Raw genomic sequence first — 13,954 nt, 5'->3', positions numbered from 1 at the left:
TAAGACGTTCGCGTCTCATCCGACCTGATTGTTTAACCCTGACGCGCCGCTTTCGCCATCATCTTCTTCAGCGCATGAGAAACCGCAACAAACCCAAAGGTGGCGGTCACCATCGTTGCCGCGCCAAATCCAGATGCACAATCCATCCGCTTCGGCCCTTCTGCCGTGGCTTTCATCGCACACACCGTACCGTCTGACTGCGGGTACACCAGCGCTTCAGTAGAAAACACGCAATCCACGCCGAGCTTACCTTTACTGTTTTTCACTACGCCAAAATCGCTTTTCAGGCGCTCGCGCAACTTCGCCGCCAGCGGGTCCTGAATCGTTTTCGCCAGATCGGTAACCTGAATCTGCGTCGGATCAATCTGCCCACCCGCGCCACCGGTTGTGACCAGTGGGATTTTATTGCGCCGACAATAAGCAATCAGCGCCGCTTTGGGCCGTACACTATCAATGGCATCAATCACGTACGAATAACCCACGCTCATATACTGCGCTACGTTATCCGGCGTCACGAAATCATCCACCACCGTTACACGGCACTCCGGGTTAATCTGGCGAATACGCTCCGCCATAACTTCCGCTTTTGCCAGCCCAACGTTATCGCGCAGGGCATGAATTTGCCGATTGGTATTGGTGACGCACACATCATCCATATCGATAAGCGTGATTGCGCCAATCCCCGTGCGCGCCAGCGCTTCCGCCGCCCAGGAACCGACACCACCGATACCAACCACACAAATATGCGCGTCAGCAAACAGTTGCAACGCTTTTTCACCATACAGACGCGCTGTGCCACCAAAACGCTGACGCCATGCATCACTAATTACCACAGACATAGCACCTCAGAATTAAAAAGGGCGAGGTTATCCCTCACCCTAAACGCATAAATGCCTGATGCGCTACGCTTATCAGGCCTACATAACTCCTGCAATATTTTGGATTTGCATGATTTGTAGGCCGGATAAGGCGTTCACGCCGCATCCGGCATGAACAACGCGCACTTAGTCAATAATCAGGATGTGAGGTTACCCCTCACCCTGTCATATCCGTAAAAACGGCATACAGAATATCACATCAGCCGCTAAAGACGTTACCTGCGCCCGGGGCGGTTTTCAGCACCCAGACACGTCCATAGTGGTTGTACCAACCTGCGCGGTGTCCGGCTTCCGGCCCGATCCCTTGATAGATATCGAAGTGTTGGCCTTTGATTGCACCACCGACATCCAGCGCCACCATCAGACGCAGTTCGTACTGACCATTAAATTTGCCGTTATTATCCAGCAACGGCACTTCTGCCAGCAAGGTAGTACCTGGCGGAATAATGGAACGATCAGAGGCAACTGACGCGCGACCAACCAGCGGCACCGCACTTGCCCCTTTCACCGGTGCAAAAGATTGCGGTTTAAAGAAAACGAAAGACGGGTTCTGTTCCAGCAGCTCGCGAACCTCCGCTTCACTGTGTGTTTCGCCCCAGTGACGAATCGCCTGCATCGACATATCTTCTTTTTTCACTTCGCCACGGTCGATCAACACCTTACCGATGCTGCGATAGGCATGACCGTTTTTCCCTGCATAGCTGAAAAAGTTAAGCGGACTGCCATCACCAAAGTCGATATACCCACTACCCTGCACATCCATAATGAAGTTATCCATCAGGGAGTTACTGTAAGCGAGAATATATTTATCACTCAATGCCCCCGCGTAGATCTCCGCACGAGACGGCAGACGACCACGTTTTGGCGGCATACGGTAAATAGGATACTGGAACTCGCCCTGGCGGGTATGGCGCGCCTGAATTACCGGCGTGTAATAGCCTGTAAACTGCACGTTACCATAGTTGTCGGCACCTTCCATCTGCCAGGCATCAATGCCGAACTGGCGCATATTGCGGGTATCACCGCCTGCGCGCAGCCACTCTTGCACCGCGTTATAAACATTACTCTGGTTGCCATACAGACGCGGTGACGAATTACGGATATGGTTAATTTGCTCGGCAAAATCACCGGCGTTAATCGGCGCGCCAACGGCATCTGGCTGGTTCACCAGAGAGAAAGGCTGGGTAAATTTCCCGTCTTTATATTGCTGTCCGCGATCGGTTGGTTTGGAAGAGCAGGCGGCAAGCATTGCCACAACCGTGCCCATAAGAAGGTACTTTACCCAACGTCCTTTCATTGTTCTCTTCTTCAGGTTAAAAAATAAGGCGCAACGAAGATAACAAACCGCCGCGTTTAATGAAATGAGCAGCCTCTCCCTGACGCAAATTTTGCACAAAAAATAGGCTTTAGTGATTTGTTTTTGTTCAAAATCATGCCAAATCCGTGATCGGGGTAAAAAAAAGGTTGCATGAAAACGCGAGCGGAGTATAGTGCGCATCCACGGACGCGGGGTGGAGCAGCCTGGTAGCTCGTCGGGCTCATAACCCGAAGGTCGTCGGTTCAAATCCGGCCCCCGCAACCAATTAAAATTTGATGAAGTAAAGCAGTACGGTGACGCGGGGTGGAGCAGCCTGGTAGCTCGTCGGGCTCATAACCCGAAGGTCGTCGGTTCAAATCCGGCCCCCGCAACCAATCAAATTTGATGAAGTAAAAGCAGTACGGTGACGCGGGGTGGAGCAGCCTGGTAGCTCGTCGGGCTCATAACCCGAAGGTCGTCGGTTCAAATCCGGCCCCCGCAACCAATTATTGAACACCCTAACGGGTGTTTTTTTGTTTCTGGTCTCCCATAAAAAAGCGCCATTCAGCGCCTTTTTATCATCCCCTTCTCGCCAGCGTCGCCCCATCGGCAAAATACGCTTTAATCCCCGCAAGAATAGACTCCGCAACTTCCTGCTGGAAAGTCGCCGTTTTCAGTTTACGCTCTTCCTCAACGTTACTGATAAACGCCGTTTCGACCAGAATGGAGGGAATATCTGGTGCCTTTAGTACGGCAAACCCGGCCTGTTCAACTTGATTTTTATGCAGCTTGTTGATTTTACCGAGCTTATTCAGTACCGCTTTACCAAACTTCAGGCTGTCGGCAATGGTCAGCGACTGTACCATATCGAACATGGTGTGGTCGACATAGCGGTCACCGCTTTTGCTCACGCCACCAATCAAGTCCGAGGCGTTCTGGGTTTGTGCCAGATATTTTGCCGCAGTACTGGTTGCACCTTTGGTTGAGAGCGCAAACACAGAGGAACCGCTCGGCTGACGACTGGTAAAGGCGTCGGCATGGATAGAGACAAACAGGTCAGCACGCTGTTTCTGGGCTTTTGCTACGCGCACTTGCAATGGAATGAAGATGTCTTCATTGCGCGTCATGTACACCTTCATATTGCCCTCTTTCTCGATCAGAGAGCGCAAACGGCGAGCTATTTGCAATACCACATCTTTTTCGCGCGTTTTGTATTTCCCCACCGCACCGGAGTCTTCGCCACCGTGGCCAGGGTCAAGCATAATGACAATCGGACGATCGCGCCCTGCTTTACCCGGTTGTGGACCACTTTGCGCTGGCGGCACCTGCTTTTCGAGGTCGCCTTTGTTGTAATCCTCCAGCAGCGCCAGCAGCGGGTCCTGCATATCCTGTGCATTGGCCGGATAGAGGTCCATCACCAGACGCTCTTTAAACCCGGCGACCGGCGCAAGGGCAAACAGCTGCGGTTTTACGTTTTGCTTTAATTCAAAAACCATCCGTACGGTTTGCGGGTCAAATTGCCCGACGCGCGCCGACTTGATGAACGGGTCGTCTGCACGAATTTGTGCCGCCATCCCCTTGAGTACCGAGTTCAGGTTTACATCTTCGATATCCACCACCACGCGTTCAGGGTTACTCAACGCGAACTGCTTATATTTCAGCTGACGATTTGATTCCACCGTCACGCGGGTGTAGCTGGACGCAGGCCAGACGCGCACCGCCACGACCTGGCTGACCGCAGCCAGACTGACCTGACTTACGCTCAATAGCCACATGGCACCCGCGCCTTGCAGTAAACGACGACGGCTGATTGCAGTGTTGGATCCTGACATGCCTCTCCCGAGCAAAAGAAATCTAAGCTGTGTAACAAGTAAACGACTAATTTGACCGGAAACTTTAGCGAAAGACGCATAATCTGTCATCTAATAAACGGTAAACATTCTTTTTATATTCACGGCATTACTGATAAAAAAGTCGCTCTCGCATAAAATTTACACTTGCACCCTGCGAAAAAACAGAATAAAAATACACTAATTTCGAATAATCATGCAAAGAGGTGTGCCGTGGTAAAGGAACGTAAAACCGAGTTGGTCGAGGGATTCCGCCATTCGGTTCCCTATATCAATACCCACCGGGGAAAAACGTTTGTCATCATGCTCGGCGGTGAAGCCATTGAGCATGAGAATTTCTCCAGTATCGTTAATGATATCGGGTTGTTGCACAGCCTCGGCATCCGTCTGGTGGTGGTCTATGGCGCACGTCCGCAGATCGACGCAAATCTGGCTGCGCATCACCACGAACCGCTGTATCACAAGAATATACGTGTGACCGACGCCAAAACACTGGAACTGGTGAAGCAGGCTGCGGGAACATTGCAACTGGATATTACTGCTCGCCTGTCGATGAGTCTCAATAACACGCCGCTGCAGGGCGCGCATATCAACGTCGTCAGTGGCAATTTTATTATTGCCCAGCCGCTGGGCGTCGATGACGGCGTGGATTACTGCCATAGCGGGCGTATCCGGCGGATTGATGAAGACGCGATCCATCGTCAACTGGACAGCGGTGCAATAGTGCTAATGGGGCCGGTCGCTGTTTCAGTCACTGGCGAGAGCTTTAACCTGACCTCGGAAGAGATTGCCACTCAACTGGCCATCAAACTGAAAGCTGAAAAGATGATTGGTTTTTGCTCTTCCCAGGGCGTCACTAATGACGACGGTGATATTGTCTCCGAACTTTTCCCTAACGAAGCGCAAGCGCGGGTAGAAGCCCAGGAAGAGAAAGGCGATTACAACTCCGGTACGGTGCGCTTTTTGCGTGGCGCAGTGAAAGCCTGCCGCAGCGGCGTGCGTCGCTGTCATTTAATCAGTTATCAGGAAGATGGCGCGCTGTTGCAAGAGTTGTTCTCACGCGACGGTATCGGTACGCAGATTGTGATGGAAAGCGCCGAGCAGATTCGTCGCGCAACAATCAACGATATTGGCGGTATTCTGGAGTTGATTCGCCCACTGGAGCAGCAAGGTATTCTGGTACGCCGTTCTCGCGAGCAGCTGGAGATGGAAATCGACAAATTCACCATTATTCAGCGCGATAACACGACTATTGCCTGCGCCGCGCTCTATCCGTTCCCGGAAGAGAAGATTGGGGAAATGGCCTGTGTGGCAGTTCACCCGGATTACCGCAGTTCATCAAGGGGTGAAGTTCTGCTGGAACGCATTGCCGCTCAGGCGAAGCAGAGCGGCTTAAGCAAATTGTTTGTGCTGACCACGCGCAGTATTCACTGGTTCCAGGAACGTGGATTTACCCCAGTGGATATTGATTTACTGCCCGAGAGCAAAAAGCAGTTGTACAACTACCAGCGTAAATCCAAAGTGTTGATGGCGGATTTAGGGTAAGCGATGAAAATCGTCGGATGCGACATGCGTAACACTCGTACGTCGCATCCGGCAATTACGTTTATTCCCGTGAACTAAACAACGCCGCCAGACCACTGCGCCGCTCAGTACGAGTGGCGATTGCCGCACTTAATATGCGCTCATCGGCATACAGCGACAGACGGCGACGCGCGCGGGTCACCGCGGTATAAACCAGCTCTCGCGTTACTACCGGCGTGCGTTGGCTCGGCAAAATCAACGCCGCATGGTCGAACTCCGATCCCTGCGATTTATGTACCGTCATCGCCCACGTAGTTTCGTGCTCTGGCAAGCGACTCGGTTGCACAGACTTAATATTGCCGTCCGGCATCGCAAACCAGACGCGCGTCCCCTGCCCGCGATCCAGCGCAATACCGATATCGCCATTAAACAACCCAAGCGCGCTGTCATTACGGGCAATCATCACCGGTCGACCTTCGTACCAACGAGAGTGCGGATGACGATGAATTTTGCGCTTCTGTTGCATAAACTGCTCAATTCGCTCATTCAGTCCAGCCACGCCAAACGGCCCTTCCCGCAGGGCGCACAAAAGCTGGTACTCATTGAACGCCTGAATGATTAAATCCGGCTCGGCACGCGCTTGCAGCAGATCCAGATAACGTCCGTAACCCGCAAGAGCTTCCTCAAGCATCGCAATATAATCTTCGCCGCTCTGTAAAAGCCGTTTTTCGATATCAGTAAAATCCTGCTGAAAAACGGTTTTCACTGCCGTTTTATCACCACGGTTGATCGCCGCAGCTAACTGACCAATGCCAGAATCGCTGCCGAAACGATAGCTTTTTTGCAGCAGGCAGAGACTGTCGCGCAAAGATGCCGCTTCTGTGCCGGTTCCTGCCGGAACGTGAGTCCCCGTCAGGCGGCTTAGCTGCCTGGCACGCTCGGCGGTAAAGCCCGCGTTGGCATAAGCGCAGATATCGCCCAGCACAGCCCCAGCCTCAACCGAGGCCAGTTGATCACGATCGCCGAGAAAGATCACTCGCGCATGATCGGGCAAGGCGTCGATCAGTCTCGACATCATAGGCAGATCGATCATTGACGCTTCATCTACCACCAGCACATCAAGATGCAGCGGGTTACCGGCATGATGACGTAAACGCTGGCTACCCGGCTGCGCGCCCAGCAATCGGTGCAAAGTGCTGGCATCTTCCGGAATGCGTTTCTTTTGTTCATCGGTCAGCGGTAACTGTCGCAAAGCCTTGCCGAGAGATTCGGTTAAGCGCGCGGCAGCTTTACCCGTTGGTGCAGCCAGACGGATACGGCAGCGTTCGCCGTCGGCCATTTGAATTAACGCTGCCAGCAACTTCGCTACGGTGGTCGTTTTACCGGTGCCAGGGCCGCCGGAAATCACCGAGATCCGCCGCGTCAGCGCCACTGCCGCCGCAACTTTTTGCCAGTTAATTTCATCGCTTACTGGAAAAAGTTTGTCCAGGGTTTGCGCCAGTAGAGCTTCATCAACCTCAATGGCATGATTCACTTCGTTGAAAAAGCGTGCCACTGTGCGCTCGTTACACCACATGCGATTCAAATAAAGACGATCGCCACAGAGGATCATCGGCGTGGGTTCATCTCCCCTGCTGACCGCTTGAGAAGCCAGCAAGCATTCTTCCCAATTTTGTAGCTCACCGATTTCACTGACACAGGTCGCCAACAGCGGATGCGACGCCTCGTTATTTTCCAGTCGTGAAAGCGGCAAACAAACGTGTCCCTCTCCGGCATCATGACTTAACAGTGCCGCCGCGAGGGTGACGGCAGGATGTTCATCTCCCGCCACGGTCAGGGCAAATTGCACATCCAGCGGGCGTAGCTGTTTGTGCTCCACAGCTTCCAGTAATTGCTTTTGCAATTTCATTACGCCTCCTCCAGGGTCATACCGGCAAACATCTCATCCATCAGGGCAATCAACCCGGCGTTGGGTCGGGTTGTGTAAATCCCCTGTTGCGGATGTTCTTTATCAACGCCACGCAGGAACAGATAAATAACGCCGCCAAAGTGGTGCTCATAGTCGTAATCAGCAATGCGATGGCGCAGATAACGATGCAGCGCCAGGGTATAAAGCTGATATTGCAGATCATAGCGGTGTGCCTGCATTGCCGCTGCCATAGCCTGTTGGGTGTAAGCCGAACTGTCTTCACCCAACCAGTTGGATTTATAGTCGAGCAGGTAATAACGCCCTTCGTGGCGGAACACCAGGTCGATAAAGCCTTTTAACATGCCACGTACCTGCATGAACTCCAGCGGCGGGCAGCCTGCGGATAGCGGGTCAAACTGGCGGATTAACGTATCAAGCTGACTGGCGATAAGCGGTTCACTAATCGGCAGATAAAACTCCATCTCCACCTGTTTATTGCGGGCGGAAAGTTGACTCAGGCTTACGCCGGTTTCATTGAGAGGTGCCTGGAGGACAGCCGTGATCCACTCGGTCAATACCGGTTCCCACTGCGATTCAAAGCCGCCGAGTTCCAGTTTTTCCCGCACCCAGTTCGGGTCAACCGGCTGGGTAAAATCCAGGTCTTCAAACAAACTGTGCAAGAACGTCCCCGGTGACGCACCGCGCGGAAACTGATGTGGTGTTAACGTCGGTTCTTCAACGACGCTGGCAACGCCTGCAGCATCGACATCCAGCCGAGGCATCAAATCCTGGGCGATACCGTGACCACGCTGTTGCAAACCAGAGTAGCTGGTGACGCGCCAGTTATCGCCGGGCAATCGTTGTAACGTCTTCGCATTCAGCTCTGCTGTAGAAACATCATTAACCTGCCAGGGTTGGTTATCACCAGTTTGTGCCGTTTGCCAGGCAATATCATCATCGCATAACGCTTCAATACAGGTGCGAAGCCCTGCCGCATCTTGCGGTTCCCCTTTTTGCAGCAAACGCCCGAGCGCACTTTGGTGGACGTCGGTGTCACCTTTTTTATCGCCACGACGGCGCACCAGCGGTGCAACGCCGAGACTGCAATGCCAAACCGAACGTGTCAGCGCCACGTAAAGCAAACGCAGATCTTCCGCCAGACGTTCGGCCTCCGCGAGGTCGACGCTTTCTGGCGCAGCATTAAGATCCAGAACTGCCTCAAACGAGTGGCGATCGTGATAAAACGCCTGCTCCTGGACGCGGAAATTGGTGATAAACGGCAGCCAGACCAATGGATATTCCAGCCCTTTCGATTTGTGGATCGTGACAATCTGCACCAGATGTTTATCACTTTCGAGACGCATTTGTTGGCTGGAGGCATTACTGTCTGGCTCGAGGATATGTTGCGATAACCAGCGTACCAGCGCATGTTCACTTTCCAGCTGCGTTCCGGCTTCTTGTAGCAGTTCGCTGATATGCAAGATATCGGTAAGACGCCGCTCACCGCCTGCCGTTGCCAGCAAGTTTTCAGCAATGTTACGCGCCGACATCAGCGCCCGCAGCATCGGCATAACGCCACGTTTGCGCCAGATTTGCCGATAACCATCGAACTCTTCGACTACCACATCCCACGCATGTTCGTCATTGTTCAGCGTTTCGATATCCAGCGCGTTCAGCCCCATCATTGACGTTGCCAGCGCACTACGCAGGGTGTTCTCACGTTCGGGCGTCATCACCGCCTGCAACAACCAAAGCATTTCCTGCGCTTCCAGAGTTTCAAAAACACTGTCGCGGTTCGAAAGGTAAACGGAAGGGATTTCCAGCAACGTTAAGGCATCGCGCACCTGGGCGGCCTCCTGGCGGCTGCGCACCAGCACACTGATGTCCGAAGCACGCACCGGACGCGCGTCGTCGCCGTTCATCAGCAACGCTTCGCCCCGCTGTCCGGCTTGTAGCCAGTCGCGGATTTGCGCAGCACATACCTGCGCCATGGTACTTTGATAATCGCCAACGCCGCAGCTTTCGCCTTCCATCAGCCACATTTTCATCGCAGGCTGTGTTTCACCTTTAAATACAAAACGTAACGCCTGATTTTTCCCGGCTGATTTCACTGGAATAAACGGTATTTCGCGAAACATGAACGCGTCATCAGTCTGGCTGAAAAGCTTATTCACGCTGTTCACCATTCCTGGTGCGGAACGCCAGTTGGTGTCTAAAGTGTAGTGGGCGTGAACTTCGCTACGCGCCTTCATATAAGTGAAGATATCCGCACCCCGGAATGCATATATGGCCTGCTTCGGGTCGCCAATCAGCAACAATGCGGTTTCCGGCTGATGGTGCCAGATACGGCGAAAAATTCGGTACTGCTGGGGGTCGGTATCCTGAAATTCATCGATCATTGCCACCGGGAATCGCGTACGGATCGCCGCTGCCAACACCTCACCGCTTTCGCTACGCAGCGCGGAATCGAGCCGACTTAACATGTCATCAAAACCCAATTCGCCACGGCGGCGTTTTTCACGCGCTACTGTTTCGCGGATCTCAGCCAATGCGCGGGTGATCACCAGATCGCGGATCGACAATGGTTCTGCAAGCAGTTGATCGATCGCCTCAAACAGTGGATGTCGCGGGGTTTCCCCCCCGGCTTTCGTGCGATCTTCTAAGAAACGCTGGGAGAATTTTTCCAGCGACTCTGGCAACTGATAACTGTTGGTCTCTTCTTCTGCCCAGGCGCTGATCTTGTCGATCCATTTAGCCTGATTGCTACGGTTAAACTTGCGTCGATCAATACCAGAAGATTCGATCAGCGCATCCAGTTCACCCACTGCGTCGCGCCACTGCTGTTTTACCGTATCAATACGCGCCACAATTTGCGCGTGGCGGGAAGCCAGCGTTTCATCATCGGGCGGCGGTGCTTTGATAACCGGCGCTTCGCCTTGCAGATAACGATTAATATCGCGCAGCAACGCCTGCGGCCCTTTCCAGGTTTCAAAGACGACCTGGGCTATTTCACGCGGCAGCGGGTAGCAGTGGCGACGCCAGAAATCGGCGCAGGCCTGGTAGCGTAGCAGAGACTCATCTTCAATCAGCTGCTGCTCAAACAGCATACCGGATTCAAAGGCATTCAGGTTGAGCATGCGCTGGCAAAAACCGTGAATAGTAAAGACTGCCGCTTCATCCATCTGCCGTTCGGCTAACAACAACCACTGCGCGGCTTGCGCTTTATCGTCGATCTCTTCCAGCAGGCGTTCGTACAGTGGATTGTCGGTGGTTTCACGCAGACAGGCGATGCGCAACTCGTGGATATTGCTACGGATACGACCACGCAATTCTGCCGTGGCAGCCTCGGTAAAGGTGACCACCAGCAGTTCTTCAACGGTCAGCGGGCGGGGAAAGGCGGCGGAACCGCCTAGTCCAAGTAACAGGCGCAAATAGAGCGCCGCAATCGTAAAGGTTTTGCCTGTGCCGGCAGAGGCTTCAATCAGGCGCTCACCCTGTAAGGGCAAGCGCAAAGGATCTAGTGTCTCGGCGACATCACTCATTCTTTTCACTCATCAGGGGCATTGTTTGCTGCAACGCGCTGACGTTCTCCCACACTTTCCAGCCTTCAGGGTGTACATATTCGGCTTTCCCGTTCTGGCTGCCGGAAATCTGCGACAGAATAGCCATGCCTTGCGGCTCGACCACCGCCTGATGGAAGAAATCAGCAAGTTTTTGCGGCGTCAGCAGTTTTATCTGGGCCACGATTTTATCACGCGAATCGAAGCGCATATTGCCGCGATCGAAATCTTTACTTAACTTCGATGCTTCTTCGCCGAGCGTTTGCGGTGCCTGCAGCATCTGGGTAATTACCGCCTGCTGGATTTGCGCAAACTCATCTGGCTTCATCGCTCGCAATTTTGCCTCTGCGGTTGGGAAAAACGCCTTGTAACGCTCCCACAAGAATGAAGGCTGTTTATCATTGCTTTGCAAAAGGAAGCCCATGCCCCACTGACGCCCCACGCTCATTGGAAACGCAAACACGGCATAGCCCAATTGTTCTTCGGTACGCAACTGATTGTAGAACCACGGCTGTACGATCTGCCCCAACAGAGAGCTATAGGCTGAGCTGGTGTATTCATCGTAGCCAGTCGGTACAAATACCGCTGCCAGTGCGGAGTCGGTGCTGTTACCGGCTTTTTCAAAGATGACGGATTGTTTTTTATCGACCACTACATCTTTGTTTCGACACCACTCTGAACCATCAGCGCCCAACTGTTTTTGCACATCGCGTGCCAGCGTTGTTGCCTGGGCCTCGGTCATGTTGCCGATAACCATAAACTCTGGTCGAGCCCCTGATTTTAAGGCGTCGCGATAGGCCAGCACCTCTTTCAACGTAATGGAGGGCAAAATTTTACGCCGTTCATCTCGCGAGAAGTACGGCACTTGCGAGAGCATCTGCGCGGGCATAATCGCCTGCTCAAACGCTTTACCCTTTTCTGCGGAATCCATCATCTGGTTATACCAGGACTTCGCCTGCTCAAGCAGATCTTCCGTAGCGGTATAGCTAAAGTACCCCTCGAGCAATGCCTGGAACAGCTGCGGCAGACGCTGGGTGTAACCATTAGCATTAACCATAAGGCCGTTGTTAGCGTTGGTGGAAAAACTTATGCCACCAACCGACGCCTGGTTGCTTAACTGATCAAGCGCCAGCCCTGCGAGATAATCATTGAGCGCAAACATCACCTGATTGCGGGCGCTGTCCATGGCTTTCGGATTACGCAAAATCAGGCTGACATCAGCTTTGGGCTCGCTGGCAAAATAACGGCTTGGCGCATACACCACGCGCAGATTCGACTCATCAACAATCAGCTCTGGATGGTCGTATTTCTTCTCTGACTTAATCAGCGAGAAATCATCAGGAATATAAGGGTTAAGCTCTGGCAAAGAGAGCGCAATGTCGGCGGCTTTTTTCTGCCAGTCGGCGAAAGTTTGTGCGCTGATTTTATCGACCTGATACGGCGCATCGACAAAGTAAGCCGTTTTGTTGTGCGGCTCTTTCGGGCTGATATACCAGATACGCGCATTCTGCGGCGTCATCATCGCCAGACGTTCCTTTACTGCTTTAGCATCGTACCGATCGGCAATATTGACTGCATCCAGCGTATGCTCAACAGGAACGCGAATCATGGTATCTGCCAGCCATTCGACGTAATCCATATCACGGGTGATCGACGGATAACGGAAGTCGATATCCAGCACATTCGCCAGTTCATCGAAGTATTGTTTATCAATGCCTTTTTCACGTAACAGATTGAGATAGCTAAAAATTGCCGCCACAACCTGATCGCGATTAGCCAGGCCTTTATCGGTTAAAGACGCAGAGATCGCTAATACGCCGCTGTTGCCGTTGACGATAGGATCGGAGTTGGCGCTAATGCCCTCAACTAATCCCTGCTTTTGCAGCCAGTCAGAAAGTGTACCTGGGCTGCGATTGCCAATCAGATAGGTAATCAATTCATCGGTTTTACTACGGAACTTCGCTGAGTTGTTATCGATGCGAAACTCAACGCGCAACACTTTACGCGGCAGCGCAGGGACGTAATGAATGATAATGCCCTTTTGCGCGTCGGTGACTACCGGCACGGTGATTTCCGGTTTTTTGCTCTCTTTGTTCGGCACGCGACCAAAGGTGTCCGCCGCCATTTTTGCCAACTCCGGCAGCGGTTTATTACTGTAAATAACCGCCTTCATCAAATTGGCGGAATAGTACTTCTCGTGGAAATCTTTCAGCGCCTGCTGCACCGGATTACCAGGTTTGTCGCTTAAAGTTTCGAGGTTACCACCAGAAAACTTTGAACCGGGGTGTGCCGGGTTAATGGTTTCTGCGCTGACCTGTGCCATGCGCATCCCGTCACGCGTACGCGCCATGGTTAATTCAGCGTTCACCGCATTACGCTCACGTTCGGCATATTTCTTGTCGAGCAAAGGTTCAGCAATAGCATCGGCCAGGCGGTCTACCGCACCAGGCAAGGCGTCGTTCTCAACTTCCAGATAGAAAGCCGTGCGATACGGCGCAGTGCTGGCATTGTGACTACCGCCGTGCATTTTGAGATATTCGGCCAGACTGTCAGCCTGCGGGTACTTTTTCGACCCCATCAGACTCATATGTTCAAGGTAATGTGCCAGCCCCTGGTACGCCTCGGGATCTTCCAGCGACCCAACGGGCACCACCAGCGCCGAGAGCGATTTAACTGCCTGCGGATCAGAAACCAGCAAGACCACCATACCGTTATCCAGACGTATAGCCTGATACTGGCGGTTATCTTTATCACTTTTACGGATGGTTTCCTGAATCGGCTGCCATCCCGTTTCTGCCTGACTTAAGGGTGCCCAAAGGGCAACTAACAACAATAATGCTTTGAACCAGGTGCTGCGGGGCATTCACGGACCTCATAATCAACTTAATTTTCTGTCCAGATTCAACACGTTAACGCAAATCATCTGCCAGAATTTA

The 13,954-nt window shown here is 52.8% G+C and carries 7 protein-coding genes and 3 tRNA genes; 4 read left to right on the top strand and 6 right to left on the bottom strand.

Translation table 11 applies throughout. From position 1 onward, the window contains the following. Window positions 1–32 precede the first annotated feature (32 nt). Together tcdA and mltA are read right to left on the bottom strand one after the other, a co-directional pair. Window positions 33–839 (bottom strand): tRNA cyclic N6-threonylcarbamoyladenosine(37) synthase TcdA, encoded by an 807-nt coding sequence (tcdA, locus tag ACU8XX_RS05210; protein ID WP_000117728.1) that lies wholly within the window; start codon window positions 837–839, stop codon window positions 33–35. Window positions 840–1,077: 238 nt separating this feature from the next. Next, window positions 1,078–2,175, bottom strand: coding sequence for a murein transglycosylase A (mltA, locus tag ACU8XX_RS05205; protein WP_000678646.1), 1,098 nt, complete (start codon window positions 2,173–2,175; stop codon window positions 1,078–1,080). Between the two features lie 208 nt (window positions 2,176–2,383). On the opposite strand from mltA, the gene ACU8XX_RS05200 reads away from it, so the two are divergent. From ACU8XX_RS05200 to ACU8XX_RS05190, 3 genes are all read left to right on the top strand, one after another. Continuing rightward, window positions 2,384–2,460 (top strand) — tRNA-Met (locus ACU8XX_RS05200). A 33-nt stretch (window positions 2,461–2,493) separates the two neighbouring features. Then, window positions 2,494–2,570: transfer RNA gene (locus ACU8XX_RS05195), tRNA-Met, on the top strand. 33 nt (window positions 2,571–2,603) lie between these two features. Then, window positions 2,604–2,680: transfer RNA gene (locus ACU8XX_RS05190), tRNA-Met, on the top strand. A gap of 73 nt (window positions 2,681–2,753) precedes the next feature. Here the strand turns inward: ACU8XX_RS05190 and amiC are convergent. Next, window positions 2,754–4,007: an N-acetylmuramoyl-L-alanine amidase AmiC gene (amiC, locus tag ACU8XX_RS05185; RefSeq protein ID WP_000016907.1), complete on the bottom strand. Its 1,254-nt coding sequence runs from the start codon at window positions 4,005–4,007 to the stop codon at window positions 2,754–2,756. A 231-nt stretch (window positions 4,008–4,238) separates the two neighbouring features. On the opposite strand from amiC, the gene argA reads away from it, so the two are divergent. Continuing rightward, entirely contained in the window at window positions 4,239–5,570 is a 1,332-nt protein-coding gene (gene argA / locus ACU8XX_RS05180) for an amino-acid N-acetyltransferase (protein WP_000237947.1), read from the top strand. 61 nt (window positions 5,571–5,631) lie between these two features. Here argA and recD read toward each other — a convergent pair whose 3' ends face one another. The 3 genes from recD to ptrA are packed head-to-tail and all read right to left on the bottom strand — an operon-like array spanning window position 5,632 to window position 13,881. Further along, window positions 5,632–7,458, bottom strand: a complete 1,827-nt coding sequence (gene recD, locus ACU8XX_RS05175) for an exodeoxyribonuclease V subunit alpha (protein WP_000775955.1) — start codon at window positions 7,456–7,458, stop codon at window positions 5,632–5,634. Further along, complete coding sequence (gene recB / locus ACU8XX_RS05170) at window positions 7,458–11,000, bottom strand: exodeoxyribonuclease V subunit beta (protein WP_001285993.1); 3,543 nt, start codon at window positions 10,998–11,000, stop codon at window positions 7,458–7,460. Before recB ends, recD begins: the two co-directional genes overlap by 1 nt. Beyond that, window positions 10,993–13,881 (bottom strand): pitrilysin, encoded by a 2,889-nt coding sequence (gene ptrA / locus ACU8XX_RS05165; RefSeq protein WP_032170130.1) that lies wholly within the window; start codon window positions 13,879–13,881, stop codon window positions 10,993–10,995. The genes recB and ptrA overlap by 8 nt, the downstream gene beginning before the upstream one ends. Between the last annotated feature and the right edge of the window lie 73 nt (window positions 13,882–13,954).

Source organism: Escherichia sp. MAL-1, assembly GCF_052948035.1.
This window is presented reverse-complemented; position numbering and strand designations above follow the sequence as displayed.

Coding starts and splice junctions, on each gene's coding strand:
- mltA (WP_000678646.1), bottom strand. CDS start 2,175: ATGAAAGGACGTTGGGTAAAGTACCTTCTTATGGGCACGGTTGTGGCA.
- amiC (WP_000016907.1), bottom strand. CDS start 4,007: ATGTCAGGATCCAACACTGCAATCAGCCGTCGTCGTTTACTGCAAGGC.
- recB (WP_001285993.1), bottom strand. CDS start 11,000: ATGAGTGATGTCGCCGAGACACTAGATCCTTTGCGCTTGCCCTTACAG.
- tcdA (WP_000117728.1), bottom strand. CDS start 839: ATGTCTGTGGTAATTAGTGATGCATGGCGTCAGCGTTTTGGTGGCACA.
- recD (WP_000775955.1), bottom strand. CDS start 7,458: ATGAAATTGCAAAAGCAATTACTGGAAGCTGTGGAGCACAAACAGCTA.
- ptrA (WP_032170130.1), bottom strand. CDS start 13,881: ATGCCCCGCAGCACCTGGTTCAAAGCATTATTGTTGTTAGTTGCCCTT.